At 42.6% G+C, this 19,204-nt stretch carries 14 protein-coding genes and 3 tRNA genes; 10 read left to right on the top strand and 7 right to left on the bottom strand.

The features are described 5' to 3' along the window. Nucleotides 1-25: 25 nt before the first annotated feature. The 3 genes from pfkA to BN3912_RS06270 all read right to left on the bottom strand — a co-directional run bounded on the left by pfkA (nt 26) and on the right by BN3912_RS06270 (nt 4,014). The gene (gene pfkA, locus BN3912_RS06280; RefSeq protein WP_023983161.1) at nt 26-1,003 is read right to left on the bottom strand and encodes a 6-phosphofructokinase; all 978 of its coding nucleotides are present in this window, start codon (nt 1,001-1,003) and stop codon (nt 26-28) included. Between the two features lie 7 nt (nt 1,004-1,010). Continuing rightward, nucleotides 1,011-2,363 carry an SLC13 family permease gene (locus BN3912_RS06275; RefSeq protein WP_036859117.1) on the bottom strand — a complete coding sequence of 451 codons (1,353 nt, stop codon included), beginning with the start codon at nt 2,361-2,363 and terminating at the stop codon, nt 1,011-1,013. Between the two features lie 145 nt (nt 2,364-2,508). Continuing rightward, on the bottom strand, nt 2,509-4,014 hold the full coding sequence (locus tag BN3912_RS06270; protein ID WP_023983163.1) for an oligosaccharide flippase family protein: 1,506 nt from the start codon (nt 4,012-4,014) through the stop codon (nt 2,509-2,511). A gap of 44 nt (nt 4,015-4,058) precedes the next feature. Here BN3912_RS06270 and BN3912_RS06265 point away from each other — a divergent pair, with 44 nt between their 5' ends. From BN3912_RS06265 to BN3912_RS06245, 5 genes are all read left to right on the top strand, one after another. Then, complete coding sequence (locus tag BN3912_RS06265; RefSeq protein ID WP_023983164.1) at nt 4,059-4,979, top strand: glycosyltransferase family 2 protein; 921 nt, start codon at nt 4,059-4,061, stop codon at nt 4,977-4,979. After that, nucleotides 4,931-5,914, top strand: coding sequence for a glycosyltransferase family 2 protein (locus BN3912_RS06260; RefSeq protein ID WP_023983165.1), 984 nt, complete (start codon nt 4,931-4,933; stop codon nt 5,912-5,914). Before BN3912_RS06265 ends, BN3912_RS06260 begins: the two co-directional genes overlap by 49 nt. Beyond that, complete coding sequence (locus BN3912_RS06255; protein WP_023983166.1) at nt 5,911-7,014, top strand: glycosyltransferase family protein; 1,104 nt, start codon at nt 5,911-5,913, stop codon at nt 7,012-7,014. The genes BN3912_RS06260 and BN3912_RS06255 overlap by 4 nt, the downstream gene beginning before the upstream one ends. An 88-nt stretch (nt 7,015-7,102) precedes the next feature. Next, nucleotides 7,103-7,175, top strand: a tRNA-Lys gene (locus tag BN3912_RS06250). Between the two features lie 19 nt (nt 7,176-7,194). After that, a tRNA-Lys gene (locus BN3912_RS06245) sits at nt 7,195-7,267 on the top strand. Nucleotides 7,268-7,832: 565 nt separating this feature from the next. Here the strand turns inward: BN3912_RS06245 and BN3912_RS06240 are convergent. Both BN3912_RS06240 and spt read right to left on the bottom strand, forming a co-directional pair. Beyond that, nucleotides 7,833-7,906 (bottom strand) — tRNA-Pro (locus BN3912_RS06240). A gap of 141 nt (nt 7,907-8,047) precedes the next feature. After that, nucleotides 8,048-9,235 carry a serine palmitoyltransferase gene (gene spt, locus BN3912_RS06235; protein ID WP_023983168.1) on the bottom strand — a complete coding sequence of 396 codons (1,188 nt, stop codon included), beginning with the start codon at nt 9,233-9,235 and terminating at the stop codon, nt 8,048-8,050. Between the two features lie 187 nt (nt 9,236-9,422). Here spt and BN3912_RS06230 point away from each other — a divergent pair, with 187 nt between their 5' ends. Next, nucleotides 9,423-10,451 (top strand): diacylglycerol/lipid kinase family protein, encoded by a 1,029-nt coding sequence (locus BN3912_RS06230; RefSeq protein ID WP_023983169.1) that lies wholly within the window; start codon nt 9,423-9,425, stop codon nt 10,449-10,451. Nucleotides 10,452-10,975: 524 nt separating this feature from the next. Here BN3912_RS06230 and BN3912_RS06225 read toward each other — a convergent pair. Beyond that, a complete protein-coding gene (locus BN3912_RS06225; RefSeq protein ID WP_023983171.1) occupies nt 10,976-11,680 on the bottom strand; it encodes a tRNA1(Val) (adenine(37)-N6)-methyltransferase in 705 nt (234 codons plus the stop codon). A 146-nt stretch (nt 11,681-11,826) separates the two neighbouring features. On the opposite strand from BN3912_RS06225, the gene lon reads away from it, so the two are divergent. The 4 genes from lon to BN3912_RS06205 are packed head-to-tail and all read left to right on the top strand — an operon-like array spanning nt 11,827 to nt 18,393. Continuing rightward, nucleotides 11,827-14,298, top strand: coding sequence for an endopeptidase La (gene lon, locus BN3912_RS06220; protein WP_023983172.1), 2,472 nt, complete (start codon nt 11,827-11,829; stop codon nt 14,296-14,298). A 9-nt stretch (nt 14,299-14,307) separates the two neighbouring features. Next, complete coding sequence (gene tgt / locus BN3912_RS06215) at nt 14,308-15,435, top strand: tRNA guanosine(34) transglycosylase Tgt (protein ID WP_023983173.1); 1,128 nt, start codon at nt 14,308-14,310, stop codon at nt 15,433-15,435. A 19-nt stretch (nt 15,436-15,454) separates the two neighbouring features. Beyond that, nucleotides 15,455-16,693: an LptF/LptG family permease gene (locus BN3912_RS06210; protein WP_036859124.1), complete on the top strand. Its 1,239-nt coding sequence runs from the start codon at nt 15,455-15,457 to the stop codon at nt 16,691-16,693. Nucleotides 16,694-16,746: 53 nt separating this feature from the next. Next, nucleotides 16,747-18,393: a DEAD/DEAH box helicase gene (locus BN3912_RS06205; RefSeq protein ID WP_023983175.1), complete on the top strand. Its 1,647-nt coding sequence runs from the start codon at nt 16,747-16,749 to the stop codon at nt 18,391-18,393. Nucleotides 18,394-18,732: 339 nt separating this feature from the next. Here the strand turns inward: BN3912_RS06205 and BN3912_RS06200 are convergent, their stop codons facing one another. Beyond that, nucleotides 18,733-19,065 carry a cupin domain-containing protein gene (locus tag BN3912_RS06200; protein ID WP_023983176.1) on the bottom strand — a complete coding sequence of 111 codons (333 nt, stop codon included), beginning with the start codon at nt 19,063-19,065 and terminating at the stop codon, nt 18,733-18,735. Nucleotides 19,066-19,204: the final 139 nt, after the last annotated feature.

The following is a 19,204-nucleotide window of genomic DNA, read 5'->3' as shown; positions in this document are numbered from 1 at the left end:
ATAATTCTTACAATGCAGACCTAATTTAAATACTCAATTCATCTAATACTTTTATCAGTTTTCTATCGAACGGCTTATCAGATCTTATTGCCTCGGATAAAGGTACGTATACTACTTCGTTATTGCGCACTCCGACCATGACATTCCGCTGTCCTTGCATGATTGCTTCTATAGAACCGACACCGGTACGTGATGCAAGTATACGGTCATGAGCTGTCGGCCTTCCACCACGCTGCAGATGTCCTAAGATAGATACCCGGACATCATATTGGGGAAATTCATTACGTACACGGTCTGCATAATACAATGCACCACACTTAGGACTTTCGCTTACTATAACAATACACGAACGTTTAGACTTTCTTATACCACGTTCCATGAACTGTGCCAATTGGTCTACATCTGTACGGTCTTCAGGTATAATGGCAGCTTCTGCACCAGATGCGATCGCACTATTTTGCGCCAAGAAACCGGCATCCCTACCCATAACTTCTACAAAGAATATGCGTTCGTGGCTTTGAGCCGTGTCTCTTATGCGGTCTACACATTCCACAATCGTATTTAATGTCGTATCATAGCCTATCGTAGAATCTGTTCCATAGAGGTCATTGTCAATTGTTCCCGGGAGTCCTATACAACATACGTCATAATCTTTGGCAAACTCCATCGCTCCGGTGAGCGAACCGTTACCGCCAATCACCACCAAAGCGTCTATTTGATGTTTTACAAGAGTATCGTAGGCATTACGTTTACCTTCGTCGGTCATAAACTCCATAGAACGAGCAGTCTTAAGTATTGTCCCTCCGGACATAATAATGCCGCTGACATTTTCCGTTGTAAAATCGGTCACTTCATTGTTTATCAATCCATCATAACCCCTGTAAATTCCTTTTATTTTAAATCCATTGCATATCCCCGCACGAGTAACAGCTCTTATTGCGGCATTCATGCCCGGAGCATCGCCGCCGGAAGTAAGAATTCCTATTGTTTTTATCTGTGCCATTTTAACTTTATAGATTAATTATAATATACAACACTGCAAAACCGAATATGCCGCCGACCAAAGTCTTTCCGCCTATTGTTTTCAGATACCATCCCATACGCATGCGTTCGGTCTTCATTAAAATCAGCCCACTCATCGAACCTATCCCAAATAGATTTCCTCCTACTGCAATGGCATAGGCTATAATTTTCCAATATTCGTCATTGAGAACCGGATTTGTCTTTAATGCAAAGAAACTGATTGCCGTAACAAAGTTGTCGAGAATAGTACTTGCCAAACCTGCAAATATGCCCATCAACCAGTCGTTGTCTATATATTTCAGGAAATGAGACACAAACCATTGCACAGCACCGGTCTCTTGTACGACACCTATCGCAAGCATAAATCCCATTACAAACAGCATCATTTGTATGACACCATATTGGAATATCCGCGGTATTCGGCGTTGTACCAGCACATCCGCATTCATCAACTTCCTATTGAATATCTCATTAACGATCCACAACACTGACAATACGCACAAAGCACCGAGGAAAGGACTCAGTTGAGTGATATTATGAAAGGTGGGAATAAACCAAAGACCTCCTATTCCAACGAACAACATCAAGGCACGTTGCCATGTATTTAATCGTGTATCATCGCCACGATAAGGCATCGTTACCCACTCTGTCTCAATACGTTCAGGCAGTCTGGCGCTTATCCACCATGTAGGTATGGCCCATGCAACCAAGCACGGCAGCAACAAGGTCATAGAATAATCGGTAGGAGTTACACAACCATTATTCCACAAAACCAACCCCATTGGCTCTCCGATTACCGTTAAAACACCTCCGCAGTTGGCCGATATCAACACTACTGCGCCGTATACCATACGATAGCGCCGATTAGGGATAATTTTATGAATAATGGCAAGCATCATTACCGTGGTCGTAAGGTTATCCAAATTTGCAGATATAATAAATGTAACACTTGCCAATATCCATAACATCGCCTTGCTTTTGCGTGTACGCAGCAATTGAGGAATGAAATCGAAACACCCATTGATATTCAAAATCTCTACAATAGACATCGTTGCCAATAAAAATAAAACAACCTCTGATGCTTTTCCTACATATTTCAGAAAAATATTTTGGGCAATAAATTGTTTTACGGTATAGCTCGTAGACAGTCCGTTTTGCAAGAAATTATGATATTCCGAGCTGTGTAATCCCATAACAAAGTCGGCACCATAGCATATATATAAAACCCAACCAACCGTACCTGCGAATATTGTTACGGCAGCTTTGTTTATATTTGTCATACGCTCTGTTGCCAAGAGAATATAGCAAAGAAACAATATCGTTACTATAATGGGAGCCATCATTCTATCTTCATGGCAAAAGTAACAAATATTCTTTATAATTCAATATGTAATCTTTAGGTTTTATATCGATTTAACACTGAAAACAATTGAAACAAACAAAAAGACTACAATTAATTACAAATCGGATATAATTCATAATAAATCAGTCGCGATTACGACTGCTGAACTTCCTACTCACCTTATTTTTCAGACTTTCCCATAACTTTGTTTTATCACGCATAATTCTCAAAGAGAAACAGGAACTTACGCCTATCCATAAAATTCCCACACTCCAATAAAGAACATCGGATACTATATGTGTCGAAGCATAGGCAAATAATCCTAAAAGGAATTGGAAAGAAAAATATTTCATTACCGGAACAGACATGCGATACGAATATATCAAATGGGTATAAACTACGACAAATAACGTTTCCACCACCGCTGCCAACGCCATAAAAATACCAATTCCTTTTAGTCCGTAACTGTTGTATCCCCAAACAACGAATACAACAAGCAAGACTGCACTGAAAGCTTCCTGAAAAAAATATATCAACGAATTGCCGCGAGAAAGTGCTATATATTCCATAGGAAGGTAAACCGCCCGCAAAAACATGGCCAGTACGGCTGCCTGAGTCATACCAAGAATAGCCATAAACTCACTGCTATACAGCAATGGCAGTAGTATAGGCAATACGATCATCAATGCTATAAGCAACGGTGAAATCAGCAGTATCGACACTTCTATCTGCTCGTTCACCGTACGGTTCAGCTCTATACCCGTATTTCTCACGGCAGACAAGCGCGGATAAAAGTCTGTTTCCATGGCCGAGAATATCATGCCAGCATAAGTTATCGTTATCATGAACCCCGCATTATATAACCCCAAAGCCTCCAATGAACCATGGTTATTAAGGTAAGAGCGTATCAGAAACTCGGCTCCACTCCCCATTATACCGGCCACAACAAATGCCAATCCCAATTTCACCATACCGAAACCCTTACGTATGAGTACACCATTGAAAGACAGGTGTAAGGGATAATTCCGGTAGGAGTACATAACGGTCAGCAACATCTGCACAAAAGCTGCAATAACAAGCGACGGTACGATCGCTGCCTCGCGCCAAACGACGTAGAGAGGCACCGATATAATCAATGCGGCTATCACACCATACAGTGATATGCTGGCAAGGTTCATGAGCTTTCGGGTACCTTTCAGTATGGCAAGTTCGCCTCCTGTAACTGCTGTAAAGCCTATCACCGGAGATAATAATATAAAATGAAGCGTATGATCTCCCCACTCAAAAGTCCACGCATTGAGCAACGGGCTCAATGCCACGCACGCAATAGTTCCGATAAATGCCGTAAATATCGTCCATAAACGTACCGTCTGAATGGAATAGACCAAACGCCTATCGTCATTACTTTTATAATCTTCCGCTATTTCCCTTACCGCACTGATCGGAATACCCAACCCTGTACCGTCGGAAAATAGCCTTATAGTGGAATTAAACAGAGAAATAAGCCCCATACCATCCGGCCCTAAGAGCATTGCCACAACCTTATTGCGTATGATCCCGATAAATATGCTCAACCCTTGCACGCCGCCGAAGATACCCATATATTTAAGTATGTGGGAATAGTTGTTGTCTTTTTCCTTATTTTCCATTGCTTTCTTAACGCGAATAAAAACTTTTTATTATCTTTGTAGGTATGAAATTGAGCATTGTTGTTCCGGTTTTTAATGTGGAAAACTCTCTTGATGAATGTATAGAAAGTATTCTTCAGCAATCATTTCATGATATTGAAGTGATATTGGTCGACGATGGTTCTACAGATAATTCTCCTTCTATCTGCGACAGATGGGCAGATAAAGATACGCGGATTATCGTTATTCACCAACCGAACGGTGGTTTAAGCAATGCAAGAAACAATGGGATAGAACATGCTAATGGCCACTATATTACATTTGTAGATAGCGACGACAAGATCAGCCGTGACACCTATGAACGGCTGATGGACATATTGCTTGCTCATCCCGAATATGATCTGTTGGAATATCCCGTAACCGAGCGATACGGAAATCGTAACCGACAGCACTTGCTTACCTTTCCGACACGAACATACCACGATATGAACACATATTGGCTGGCATGCCGTGCCTACGACCATGCCTATGCATGGAACAAAATATATAAGAAAACTTTATTCAACAATGTACGCTATCCCGAACAACACGTCTTTGAAGACGTATATACACTACCGAAAATTCTTTCAAAATGCCATATCGTGGCAACTACAAACCAAGGAATGTATTACTATTGTTGGAATTCAAACGGCATTACGGCACAAGCCGATGGCAAACAACTGCAATATCTATTGCTGGCACATGTAAATATTTGGAACGGATTATGCAAACAGAAAGGACGGTTAGACTCCCGTTTGATGCGCGATTATTATGCCCGTTTGCTGAATATACAGTTGGATGTATATGAACTTACCGGTAATGAACCGATACTTCCCCAAGCAGATTACACAGGTAACTATAAATTAAGACTCTTACATTTTATTGGACTGAAAAAGATATGCCGACTCAACAAATTACTACACCGAATAATAAAACGGAGAAGATAAGCTTTATCATTACAGCTTATAACCTCCCTTTGCACATGATCAAAGAGTGCCTAAAAAGCATTTTAGTATTGTCTTTGAACCGCAAAGATAGAGAAATCATTATCGTAGACGATGGTTCCGATCTTTCTGTAATAAACGATCTGATAGATTATAGGGACGATTTCGTCTACCTAAGACAACCGAATAGGGGTGTCAGTGCTGCAAGGAATGCAGGCTTGAGATTGGCAACAGGCAAATTCATACAGTTTGTAGACGGTGACGATTACATCTTGCAAGCACCCTATGAGCACTGCATCGATATTGTAAGATATTACAATCCCGATATCGTTCTTTTCGATATGACGAATAAGAAGCACACCGAACCGCAATATGATTTTACAGGTCCTGTAGACGGAAGTGAATACATGTTGCATAACAATATCCATGGAAGTGCATGCTGTTGTATTTTTAAAAGGGATATGTTGATAGACCTTCAATTTACAGAAGGCAGAAAATACGGAGAAGACGAAGAGTTTATTCCTCGTTTGATACTACGTTCGGAACGACTTTTCTACACTAATTCGCAAGCATACTATTACAGAAAGCACGCTGCTTCCGTACTCCACAAAACTTCCCCAAAAGATAAAATCAAGCGATTAGACGATAATGTTTCCGTTATCCTCCGCTTATCTCAGCTGGCAGATACACTGACACCTCTTGAAAGAGAAGCACTGAACAGGAGAGTTGCTCAACTCACTATGGATTATATCTATAACGTAATAACACTTACTCATAACAGTCATTACCTTGAGAATTGCATCAGAAGACTCTACGAACGAGGATTATTTCCACTACCCGACAAAAAATACACGACAAAATACGCGTGGTTCCGAAAATTCACCATGACTAAAACCGGACGAAACTTCTTATGTAAATTTTTACCTCGGCTCTCATGAAGATATTGCTAATAGGAGAATATAGTAATGTACACGCCACACTTGCCGAAGGATTAAGGTACTTAGGACACGAAGTAACGGTACTTTCGAACGGTGATTTCTGGAAGAATTATAAACGGGATATCGATTTAGTGAGAATTCCGACTAAACTCGGAGGACTTATTTATCTGCTGAAATTGATGCGTATACTGCCTAAACTGCGGGGATACGATGTCGTACAGCTTATTAATCCTATGTTTCTTGAATTGAAAGCCGAACGCATCTTTCCCATCTACAAATATCTCAGGAAACATAACAAAAAGGTTTTTCTCGGTGGTTTCGGTATGGATTGGTATTGGGTAAGCACATGTCGCACGACAATGCCATTGAGATATAGCGATTTTAATATTGGGAAATCACTCAGAACCAATCATGATGCGATAAAAGAAACCAAGGATTGGATCGGGACAACTAAAGAAAAACTCAACAAATACATTGCCGCCGACTGTGACGGAATTATAACCGGACTCTATGAATACTGGGCTTGCTACTATTCATATTTCCCTGATAAGGCTGTATATATCCCATTCCCAATTGAGATGCCTTTGCATCTACCCGCCATACCGCAGGCACATAAGAAGCTAAAACTCTTCATCGGTATCAACAAAGCACGCAGTGAATATAAAGGTACAGATATTATGTTGGCCGTTGCACAAGATATTAAAGCAAAATACCCACATCATATAGAACTGCGTATTGCAGAAAGTGTTCCTTTCGAACAATACCAAGAAATGATGAATGATGCGGACGCTATTCTCGATCAACTGTACAGCTACACACCCTCTATGAATTCTTTGCTGGCGATGAGCAAAGGAATTATCTGTATCGGCGGAGGCGAACCGGAATGTTACGATATTATCCATGAAGAGATTTTAAGACCGATCATCAACGTTCAACCTACCTATGATAGTGTGTACCATGAATTGGAAAATCTCATACTACATCCGGAAATTATTCCAACATTAAGAAAACAGAGTATCGAATATGTAAAAAAACATCATGATTACATAAAAATAGCGCGGTTATATGAACAGTTTTACAGCCGTACACCCACAATTTAGCAACGTAAGATTATTTCATAAAAAACAAAAAGAAATATTTGGTACTTAGAAAAAAACACTGTACCTTTGCCGTCGCAATTGAAAATAAGCGCCCTTAGCTCAGTTGGTAGAGCAACTGACTCTTAATCAGTGGGTCTAGGGTTCGAGTCCCTAAGGGCGCACTTTTCAAAGGCCAAACAAGCGCCCTTAGCTCAGTTGGTAGAGCAGCTGACTCTTAATCAGTGGGTCTAGGGTTCGAGTCCCTAAGGGCGCACCGCTCTCTACACGAATTACAAATTTCCAATTCTTTTTTCTCTATAAAGATTTATATTGATTAAAAATTCCTTTTAACTGAGTTCTTCATAACTCGCATCGTATATTATCTCATAAATAAATAGCCTCACTAATTTCGTCAATCTCGTGTAAAAATAGTACTTATTCTTTATATTCATAAATTAAATATTACACTGATTTTGACTAAAAGAACAAAGAAGATAAAAAATATGTGTTTTATTACCATCTACTATTACCCGCATAACCTATTGCTTATCACTAAATATAATTATTTTATAAATGACAGTATGACAGGAAAATGGCAAAAGTTTTCAGCATACAGAACTATTTTGAGTAAGATTCTTCTTTTTTATAACAATGATATGCATCGATATAGAAATAGATATTCTACACCAAAAATAATCGTCTAAAATTAGCATACATTATCGATAGGAATAGATATATTGCCTATATCTCATATCAAACTTTAGTAAAAATTTATCTTTACATCCTAAAAATATAAATAACAAAAAAGAGAAGCTATTCATACGAATAACTTCTCTCTGTCGGGGCGACAGGATTCGAACCTGCGACCGCCTGGTCCCAAACCAGGAGCGCTACCGGGCTGCGCTACACCCCGATGAGAAATATTCCGAAGTAATACCTCCTCTATTTGCGAGCACAAAGGTAATGATTTTACTTGGGCTTTGCAAATTTTGCACTTGCTTTTTTATGATCCGTCCGCTGTAGCATGCTCATTACTTACTACTATGGAAACTTTTTATTTAATAATTCCTTCCTGCACGAAGATCTTTTTCAAGGCTTGAACACCACGTTCTACCTCCTCTTCCGTGTGAGTTGCCATCAATGCAAAGCGTACTAAGGTATCCTGTGGAGCACATGCAGGTGGTATAACCGGATTGATGAATACTCCCGCATCGAAAGCCAGCTTCGTTACATAAAACGTTTTATCTATATCGCGCACATATAAAGGAATGATCGGACTCTCGGTATCACCGATTTCGAATCCCTCTTCACGAAAACGTTTCAACGCATATTTTGTAACATTCCAAAGATGTTCTATGCGTTCCGGCTCCTGTTGCAAAATATGTAAAGCCTCCATAGCGGCAGCCGTTGCTGCCGGGGTATTAGATGCACTGAAGATATAAGTACGACAAGTGTGGCGCAGATAATTAATCGTATCCTTATCGCCGGCAATGAAACCGCCGATAGAAGCCAAACTTTTAGAAAATGTACCCATAATTAAGTCTACATCATCCGTAACACCAAAGTGGTCGCAAACTCCTCTACCATCTTTACCGAACACACCTAATCCATGGGCCTCGTCTACCATGAGCGAACAGTTATACTTATGTTTCAGCGCAACCATTTCCGGTAATTTGGCTAAATCGCCTTCCATGGAAAATACACCATCTACAATAATGAGTTTAATAGCCTCATGAGGAAGTTTCTGAAGCACACGCTTCAAATCTTCCATATCATTATGTTTGTAATGTAACTGCGTTGCGAACGATAAACGACGCCCGTCAACGATACTTGCATGGTCGCGATCGTCGCAAATCACATAATCGTTTCTTCCGACAACCTGTGCTATCACACCCTGATTTACAGAGAATCCGGTAGAGAAACACAATGCATCATCTTTATGTTCGAATTCTGCAAGTTCTTTTTCCAGTTGCACATGAATATCCAAAGTTCCATTGAGGAAGCGACTTCCGGCGCACCCCGAGCCGTATTTTTCAAGCGCATCTTGAGCCGCTTTAATTACTCGTTCATCACCGGTTAAGCCGGTGTAAGCATTGGAACCGAACATCAGAACCTTATGCCCTGCCATATCTACTTCTGTTCCTTGCTTGCTCGTAATGGCACGGAAGTAGGGATATACTCCGGCATCCATATACTTTTGAGGCTCACGATAATTCTTGTATCTTTCTTGTAATTGTCCCATTTTATTTAATAGGTGTAAAAACACTTTGTTTATTTTAGTGCGCAAAGTTACAAAAAAAAAAACATTATACATCATTTTTTCATAAAGAAATCATGGTTTTAGTGTTTTTTATTTATTTATAAATAGATATTCGAACTAAAATAATTACTTTTGCTAAATGAAGAATATATGGATTTAGAAGCTAATTATGAAAAGGAAAATTGTCTTCATTTTAAACCCCATATCTGGTACGAACAGTAAGGCAGGCATACCGAAACTGATTGAAAAAACAATCAACAAAGATCTATTTGATTACGAGATAAAACCTACAGAATATGCAGGACATGCGTCGAAGATCGCTACCGAAGCCAAAGAACGGGGCGTCGATGTGGTGGTAGCGGTGGGAGGAGACGGTACCGTCAATGAAGTAGCGCGTGCCATCGTACATTCCAACACAGCACTTGGTATAATACCTTGCGGCTCCGGCAACGGTTTGGCCCGCCACCTGCTCCTTCCAATGAATATCAGAAAGGCCATTGAAGTTATCAATAAATGTGAAATACACGATCTTGATTACGGTATCATCAACGGTTATCCATTTTTCTGCACGTGTGGTATGGGCTTTGACGCGTTCGTTAGCATGAAGTTTGCCGAATCAGGAAAGCGCGGACCGATATCATATGTGGAAAATGTATTGCACGAGGGGCTGAAATATAAGCCCGAAACCTATGAAATACAAGATGAGAACGGCACCACGCGATATAAGGCTTTCCTTATATCGTGTGCCAATGCATCGCAATATGGCAATAATGCTTACATCGCTCCACAGGCATCCATGAGCGACGGGCTAATGGATGTTATCATCATGGAGCCGTTCGATATGCTCGACGCACCGCAGATCAGCATCGATATGTTCAATAAAACGCTCAACAAAAACTCTAAAATCAAGACTTTCAAATGTAAGAAACTTCATATTCACAGAAGTAAGTCCGGCGTGATACATTACGATGGCGATCCCGTTATGAGCGGTGAAGACATTGACGTGGAATTACAAGAAAAAGGAATAAAGATTATTGTCAATCCCGATGCAAATAAGAATTTACGTAAACCCAACGCCTTGCAAAGCGCAGCATCTGAGCTTCTTAACGAGATAAACATCGTACGCGAAGACATTACCAAGCAAGGGCGACACATTCAGGCGCTCAGCAAAATCTTACAACGTAAACTCAATATCTGACAAACATGTATGCACTATAGCAAGCAATGCATTACATTGCTTAGCATAGGGTGTATTCGTATCAATGCCAGACAGCATTTTCCGACAATTTTATTCTACAAAATAGGATTTACATTTTTTATGACAATCTACATCACATTATTCTCGTATTTCCAATCTATATCTCGCCCACTAAAAAAGAACAAGATTTCTATAAACTACAAATCGCCATTTTATAAATATTAGGTGCTCCATCTAATTATCATACATCCCTATCCTACCCTTGTTACACGGTATATATATTCGCTCTATCCCACGACATTCCCATGCAGAAAATATAAGAAAACAAAGATATCTTTGCCATCTATCTCCTCAATACAGTAACTTCTGTTGAAATAACAATGTACTTAGCAGAACAAAAGAACTATTTTTATCTTTATTATCAGATTTTAGAAATACGATTAAAATATCATCTTTTATAACATTCCGAGGCGTTCTGCATTATGGAGAACGGTATCTGGCAAGTCATAAATCAGAAATATATTCTACTTGTCCAAATAAAATTGCTTAGTCAGCTGCCCATACCACTCCGACGGCATGCCGTCATTGCAATACAGACATACACTTTCCGTCTCTAATATATCCTTAGGTTGTTTACCGAAAGCAAGTAAAAAACGTTTTACAGGCTTACTTGCCACTGTTTTTACCGCAATTTTACGATAGAGATACAAACCGGCAATATATCCCTCGGATATAAATTCGCCACTGTTATCAAACGGTATTATGGCAGAGAAGACACCGGTTTCGGCAAGTAAAATCTTCACACTACGAAATAAATCTGCATAAGGTAACGTGCTTGTATGGCGTGCCACACTGCGCTGCTTATCGGGATTTCTTAAACTGTTCACAAAGAAAGGCGGATTACTCACGATACTGTCGAACCTTATACCGGGCAGATAATCCTGTAAACAGGCATTTATGATTTCCACACGAGATACAAACGGACTCTCTGTCACATTCTGCTGTGCCTGTAAACAAGCATCTACATCAATTTCAACCCCTACAACTCGGCTCTCTGCAAAGCGCTGAGCCATCATCAAGGCGATAAGTCCGGTACCCGTGCCAACATCGAGTATCCGCATTCCTCCTTCAGCCCACGCACCGAGAAGCACTCCATCGGTACCCACTTTCATGGCACATCGGTCTTGATGCACCGTAAACTGTTTGAATGTAAATATATCTTTACCCATATCGATATATGCATATAACGAAAGATATTACCGTTTATTTTAATCATTTTACAGTTTTACGCGTACATCATATATAATTTTCATTTCCGTATTTTCGGGTTTCAATTAAAAGTAGTACCTTTGCACTCCATAATCAACAACGAAATATGAACGATAAACCAAATACATCCATCCAGATGATAGCCGATTACGACGGCGACATCTCAAGTCTCCTGAATGTGACTGTTGAGGGCGATACGCCTATTCTTGCTACAAGAAACATGGTGTTGTTTCCGGGAGTACTTACCCCGATCCTTATAGGCAGAAGTGCAAGTATGAAGCTCATTGAAAAGGCCAAAGACGATCCGAACTTCGTATTCGCCCTGTTTTGCCAGAAAAATGCTGAGGTAGACGATCCGCAGCAGAAAGATCTGTACGAGTTTGGGGTTTACGGGAAGGTGGTAAGAGTGCTCGAAATGCCGGGGCACGGCCATAACCTTACAGCCATTGTGCAAGGGTTGGGCAGGTGTCGCCTTGAGGAACTGACCAAGAAAAAGCCCTATCTCATGGGCAAAACATCATTGGCTCCCGAAGATATTCCTTCTGTCAAGGACAAAGAGTTTAGAACTGCAATCGACGATTTACGCCAAACTACGATAGAATATATCAAGAAGAACGACGAAATACCCGACGATTCGCAATTCGCATTAAATAATATTCAGAATGATATCGTAGCCATCGGGTACATTTGTACTAACATTCCGTTCTCGATTGCAGACAAAATAAAGATGCTCGAGGCCCGCTCTATGACTGACAGAGTGTTCACTGCACTAAAATGTCTGCATAAGGAATTGCAATTGCAAGACCTGAAACAGACCATCAGATCGAAAACTCGCGAGGATATAGACGAGCAGCAGCGCGAATACTTCTTGCAACAACAGATCAAAAACATTAAAGAAGAGCTGGGCAACGGTGACGGTTCGCCCGAACATCATGACCTCGAAGAACAGGCAAAGATAAAAAAATGGCCTGCCGAAGTGGGCAAAGTGTTCTATAAAGAGCTTGATAAACTCGATATGTACAACCCGCAAAGTCCGGAATATAGCGTACAGTTGAACTATCTGCAAACGATGGTGAACCTGCCGTGGGGCGAATATACGCAGGATAATTTGGACTTGAAGCGTGCTCAACGCATACTCGATCACGATCATTACGGCATGGAAAAGGTAAAAGAGCGCATACTTGAGTACATGGCAGTATTGCAATTGCGGGGCGATCTCAAGTCTCCAATCATCTGTCTTTATGGTCCTCCGGGCGTCGGAAAGACCAGTTTAGGTAAAAGCATTGCCGAAGCAATGAAGCGAAAGTATGTCAGAATGTCGCTCGGAGGGGTACACGACGAGTCGGAAATACGCGGTCATCGCCGTACATATGTCGGTGCCATGCCCGGAAGGATTATTAAAAGTTTGCAGAAAGCAGGCTCTTCCAATCCGGTGTTCATTCTCGACGAGATCGACAAAGTAACACAAAATTCCATCAATGGCGATCCTGCATCGGCATTGCTCGAAGTACTTGATCCGGAACAAAATAATACCTTTCACGACAATTACCTCGATGTAGACTACGATCTTTCCAAAGTACTGTTCATAGCCACGGCAAATGATTTAAATACGATACCTCGTCCGTTGCTCGACCGAATGGAGATTATCGAGGTAAGCGGATATATCACAGAAGAAAAGATAGAGATTGCCAAGCGACATCTTGTTCCCCGAGAGTTGAAAAACGCTGGGCTCGACAATATTGAACCTAAAATCAAGTTCAGCAAGCCTTCGCTTGAAAAGATTATAGAGCAATATACTCGAGAAAGTGGTGTGCGGCAGTTGGAAAAACAGATAAATAAGGCATTGCGAAAAATGGCATATAACAAGGCACTCGAAGGTACGCTTTCCGACACAAATATTACCCCTGACAAGTTGCAAAGTCTGTTGGGTAAGCCGCCTTTTTATCGCGACATTTATCAGGGAAACGACTATGCAGGAGTGGTAACCGGACTGGCTTGGACAAGCGTGGGGGGCGAAATTCTGTTCATCGAAACCTCTCTGAGCAAGGGAAAAGCAGGGAAACTTACCCTTACTGGCAATCTCGGCGACGTGATGAAAGAGTCGGCAATCATTGCACTCGAGTATGTGAAGGCACATGTTGACAAACTCCATATCGATTACCGCATATTCGATCAGTGGAACATCCATATACATGTACCCGAAGGAGCTACCCCAAAAGATGGCCCCTCTGCCGGTATAACCATTGCAACCAGCATTGCTTCGGCGCTCACCCAACGTAAAGTGCGCAAAAATACTGCCATGACGGGCGAGATAACTCTTCGCGGCAAGGTGCTTCCGGTTGGTGGTATCAAAGAGAAGATACTCGCTGCAAAGCGTGCAGGCATTACAGATATCGTTATGTGCAAGGAGAATAAGAAAGATATAGAGGAGATCCCGGAAAAATACCGCAAGGGTGTAACGTTCCATTATGTGGAAAATGTGCAAGACGTATGGGATTTTGCGCTAACCAATGAGCGTGTCCAGAATCCGGTAGACCTAACGGTTTCCGACGATAAACCGATAGAGAAATCGGCTTAAAGATTATAAATGACATTCGAATTACAACATACAGACAGCGCAAGTGATGCCCGTACCGGTATTATAACCACAGCCCACGGACAGATCAAAACACCGATATTCATGCCGGTAGGTACTGCCGGTACCGTTAAAGGTGTTCACTTCAGCGAATTGCGCGAACAGGTAAAAGCGCAAATCATACTTGGCAACACCTATCATCTATATCTCCGCCCGGGATTGGACATCCTGAAAGCTGCGGGGGGCCTACACGGTTTCAACGGTTGGGAACGCCCTATCCTTACCGATAGCGGCGGTTTTCAGGTGTTCTCCCTTACAGGCATCAGGAAACTTCGTGAAGAAGGTTGTGAATTTCGATCGCATATAGACGGTTCAAAACACATTTTCACGCCGGAAAACGTTATGGATACCGAGCGTATCATCGGGGCGGACATCATGATGGCATTAGATGAATGCCCACCCGGTCAAAGCGATTATGCCTATGCAAAGCGAAGTCTCGGTCTTACTCAACGTTGGTTGGATCGTTGCATCAAACGTTTCAACGAGACGGAACCGCTTTACGGCTACAATCAAAGTCTCTTCCCTATCGTTCAGGGCTGCACCTATAAGGACTTGAGGCGCGAAGCAGCGAAGTTCGTAGCCGACAAAGATGCCGATGGAAATGCCATCGGGGGGCTCGCCGTAGGCGAACCGACAGAGGTAATGTATGAGATGATCGAGGTTGTAAACGATATTTTGCCCAAACAGAAGCCCCGCTACCTGATGGGAGTGGGCACTCCACAAAACATACTTGAGGCAATCGAGCGCGGCGTAGATATGTTCGACTGCGTTATGCCCACCAGAAACGGGCGCAATGCCATGCTCTTTACCTATAACGGCACAATGAACATGAAGAACAAGAAGTGGGAATACGATTTTTCGCCCATCGATGAAACGGGCTGCGATGTAGATCGCGTCTATACCAAGGCCTATCTGCACCACCTTTTCAAAGCACAGGAACTCTTGGCGATGCAGATAGCCAGTATCCACAACCTCGCATTCTATCTCCGATTGGTTAGCGATGCACGGCAGCATATCGAACAAGGTGATTTTGTAAGATGGAAAGCCGATGTTATCGAACAGCTGGGGAAAAGGATTTAATAACGACTATTTACAACGGATGATCAGCTTTCATAACATACGAAAATATCACAGTTTTCTTCATTTGCTCTCATTCAAACGATTGCAGAAACGCCTGCCATGGCTTCAAGCAATAACTGTTTTTTTCGATAAGCACTTGGGATTTCTGCATTCTCTCAACCTCAATAAATACATAAAACGGCTGGATAGGTACATTATAAAGAAATTTATCGGTACTTATATCTTCTCCATCCTGCTGATCATTGCCATTGCCATCGTATTCGATTTTAACGAAAATCTGTCGAAGTTTACGCAATACCATGCCCCGCTCCATGCGATTATCTTCGATTATTACGCCAATTTCATTCCTTATTACTCCAATCTGTTCAGTCCGTTATTTGTATTTATCGCCGTTATCTTCTTCACCTCGAAACTCGCAGGCAACTCAGAAATCATCTCGATGCTTGCTGCCGGCGTGTCTTTCCGTCGCCTGATGCGCCCTTACATGATATCCTGCGTCCTCATATCGGCATTGTCTTTTTACCTCAGTGCCTATGTTATCCCACACGGAACCGTTATTCGACAGAATTTCGAGTCTTTATACAGGAACAATAGGAAGCTGACCTCGGCCGACAATGTACAACTTCAAGTAGGCACCGGTATCATTGCCTACATCCAACATTACGACGACAGATCGAAACGAGGCTATGGATTTTCGCTCGACAAATTTCAAGAGAAGAAGCTCATCAGTCACATGACAGCGACGGAAATCAGCTACGATACCATCTCCGAATCGAAGTATCACTGGACTGTGCGTAACTGGAAAATCAGACAACTGAAAGGTCTGCGCGAGCATATCACATCGGGTGGCGAGAAAGATACGCTCATCCAAATGGAACCGACCGACCTTGTATACTCCAAAGGCCAGCAGGAAACCTTCACCAGCCCACAGTTGAAAGACTATATATCTAAACAAATCGACCGCGGATCGAGTAATGTAGTGCAGTATCAGGTAGAATACCACAAGCGAATAGCTGCCTCATTCGCCTCATTCATTCTAACGATTATCGGAGTATCTCTATCTTCCCGCAAACGTAAGGGCGGCATGGGACTTTATTTGGGAATAGGAATGGGACTGAGCTTCGGCTATATTTTACTGCAAACAGTATCGTCCACATTCGCCATCAACGCCGGTGCACCGCCGATGCTTGCTGCTTGGGTACCCAACATTCTATTTGCCTTTGTCGCCTATTTCTGTTACAGACAAGCACCGAATTAGGCAACAGACACTATTATCAACAAGTATTCATATAATTATACATCTATAACATCGTGTATTTCGACGAATTAAATTTAAACAATAACGTGCTTGATGCACTGTATGACATGCATTTCGACACGTGTACACCGATACAGGAACGCTGTATTCCGGAAATATTAAACAAGAGAGACGTGCTCGGTGTGGCGCAAACAGGTACGGGAAAAACCGCCGCATATCTGCTTCCGATACTGAGTATGCTAGATGATGGCGGCTATCCGAAAGATGCCATCAATTGTATTATTATGAGCCCGACGCGCGAGTTGGCACAGCAAATCGATCAAGCCATGCAGGGCTTCGGCTACTATCTAAACGGGGTAAGCAGCGTGGCTGTGTACGGCGGCAACGACGGTAACCGATACGACCAAGAACTGAAGAGCCTTCGATTGGGGGCAGACGTTGTTATTGCCACCCCCGGACGGTTCATTAGTCACATTAGTTTGGGCAATGTAGATCTGAGCAAAGTGTCGTTCTTCATCCTCGACGAAGCCGATCGCATGCTCGATATGGGCTTCTCGGAAGACATTATGACCATTGCAAAGCAATTACCCCCTACATGTCAGACCATCATGTTTTCGGCCACCATGCCCGATAAGATAGAAAAGCTGGCCAATACACTGCTCAAAAATCCGGTAACCATTAAACTTGCCGTAAGCAAGCCCGCCGAAAAGATCAGGCAGAGCGCCTACGTGTGCTACGAAACACAGAAGATGGATATCATCAAAAATATCTTTAATGCAGGCGATCTGAAACGCGTAATCATCTTCTCCGGCTCAAAACAGAAAGTTAAGCAAATTACCAAAGCGCTGCAGCAGAAGAACGTAAACTGCGGAGAAATGCACTCCGACCTTGAACAAGCGCAGAGAGACGACATGATGTTCAAGTTCAAGAGCGGGCAACTCGACGTGATTGTTGCTACCGACATCATATCGCGAGGCATCGACATCGATGACATAGCCATAGTTATCAACTACGATGTGCCCCACGATGCCGAAGACTATGTGCATCGCATCGGTCGCACAGCACGGGCCGACCGCGACGGCGTAGCCATTACCTTGATCAACGAAGACGATATCTATTATTTCCAGCAAATTGAAAAGTTTCTCGGGAAACCGGTAGAGAAAAACGCCTTACCCGAAGGACTGGGCAAAGGACCGGAATATAAGTCGCACGGAAAACCGCAACGCAGCGGGCGTTCGGCCAAAGCCATACGCAGAAAGAGTCGCGACACCAATGCCCATCGCCATAAGCCCAAGGTAAACGGCGATGACAGGCAACCCCACAGGCCCGGCAGCAGCAACGACACAAAAACGGAGAGGTTCCGACAGACCGGCGATAAAGAGCGAAACAACAGAAACAAGAGCTGCCAGCAACAGAGCATTAAACCGCGACACAACCGCCAACAGCAGTCCGAAAGCCCCCAACAGCAGCAGGCAGAAGACCGGCAGCAACGAAACGGCAAGCAAAACAGACAGCAGGATAATCGGCAACAGCAGCGTGGAAATCAGCAACGCAAGTCTAATTCCAACAAGAATAGAAATTACAGACAGAACAGAAATAAGTCTGCTGCGCAGCCGGCAAAGACTGCTCCGAAACAAGAAAGCCGTATCAAACAGCTGATCAAGAAACCGCTGAAGTGGTTGAAATCTTTTGGAAGATAAAAGATTGAAAACCGTCTAAAATCTAAATAAGGCTGGCGCTTTTGCAACGCCAGCCTTATTTAGATTTTATATTCGCTAACTTTTTGAATATCATGAACGGCACACATATCAAACATGGGCAACATTCCTATCCACCATAACCGGCACCCCTGTCAAGCATAGTCCTAATCTCAATCAGGCACAGCAGATACAGCCATCTCTACCCCTCGTTCCACCCAAAAAACGAAGCGCCTTGCAGAAATTGGCATTCTCCTTACCCGTTCATTTTTTCGGACATCGCCTTTTTGCTTTTCCCTCACGGTTCCTTTCCAGTTGAAAGAACCGGAGAAGATGAGAAACTCAATGATGTTCGGGTACTACGGCGAAGTATTTCACATTGCGGCCGGTCAGATTTTCCATGTAATGGCTGTGCCCCATCGGACAATAATGCACCTCTCCGGCGTGCACCTCCTCTACTCTACCGTCGTAATGAAAAGTCAGCGTGCCCTCGAGCACATAAATAATTTCGCAGTTCCGCTCGTGCACATGGCTACCGCTCGATGCCCCCGGTGCGAGCGTAGAGAGCATAATCTTGCACTTTTCATCAGCGTAATTGCGCGAATAGAGTCTGCCCCGCCCGCCTTTGAAACCGTCAACGGCAATTTCCTCGATATCGTCAAAATCGATTACCATAAAGTTTCTATATTGATAATATATAATAATGTGAAGCAAAGGTAAGAAAAAATACAGACAGGCAGTCACATTAAGGTCGCATTTTTTATGAAGAAAGCGCTTCTAAGGCATCGCCCGACCAATGCTATCACACGCACCG

Source organism: Prevotella phocaeensis, assembly GCF_900065875.1.
Classification (GTDB): Bacteria; Bacteroidota; Bacteroidia; order Bacteroidales; family Bacteroidaceae; genus Prevotella; species Prevotella phocaeensis.
This window is presented reverse-complemented; position numbering and strand designations above follow the sequence as displayed.

Excerpts from the sequence above, each read along its gene's own strand:
- pfkA (WP_023983161.1), bottom strand. The coding sequence starts at position 1,003 with ATGGCACAGATAAAAACAATAGGAATTCTTACTTCCGGCGGCGATGCT.
- BN3912_RS06275 (WP_036859117.1), bottom strand. The coding sequence starts at position 2,363 with ATGGCTCCCATTATAGTAACGATATTGTTTCTTTGCTATATTCTCTTG.
- BN3912_RS06270 (WP_023983163.1), bottom strand. The coding sequence starts at position 4,014 with ATGGAAAATAAGGAAAAAGACAACAACTATTCCCACATACTTAAATAT.
- BN3912_RS06265 (WP_023983164.1), top strand. The coding sequence starts at position 4,059 with ATGAAATTGAGCATTGTTGTTCCGGTTTTTAATGTGGAAAACTCTCTT.
- BN3912_RS06260 (WP_023983165.1), top strand. The coding sequence starts at position 4,931 with ATGCCGACTCAACAAATTACTACACCGAATAATAAAACGGAGAAGATA.
- BN3912_RS06255 (WP_023983166.1), top strand. The coding sequence starts at position 5,911 with ATGAAGATATTGCTAATAGGAGAATATAGTAATGTACACGCCACACTT.
- spt (WP_023983168.1), bottom strand. The coding sequence starts at position 9,235 with ATGGGACAATTACAAGAAAGATACAAGAATTATCGTGAGCCTCAAAAG.
- BN3912_RS06230 (WP_023983169.1), top strand. The coding sequence starts at position 9,423 with ATGAAAAGGAAAATTGTCTTCATTTTAAACCCCATATCTGGTACGAAC.
- BN3912_RS06225 (WP_023983171.1), bottom strand. The coding sequence starts at position 11,680 with ATGGGTAAAGATATATTTACATTCAAACAGTTTACGGTGCATCAAGAC.
- lon (WP_023983172.1), top strand. The coding sequence starts at position 11,827 with ATGAACGATAAACCAAATACATCCATCCAGATGATAGCCGATTACGAC.
- tgt (WP_023983173.1), top strand. The coding sequence starts at position 14,308 with ATGACATTCGAATTACAACATACAGACAGCGCAAGTGATGCCCGTACC.
- BN3912_RS06210 (WP_036859124.1), top strand. The coding sequence starts at position 15,455 with ATGATCAGCTTTCATAACATACGAAAATATCACAGTTTTCTTCATTTG.
- BN3912_RS06200 (WP_023983176.1), bottom strand. The coding sequence starts at position 19,065 with ATGGTAATCGATTTTGACGATATCGAGGAAATTGCCGTTGACGGTTTC.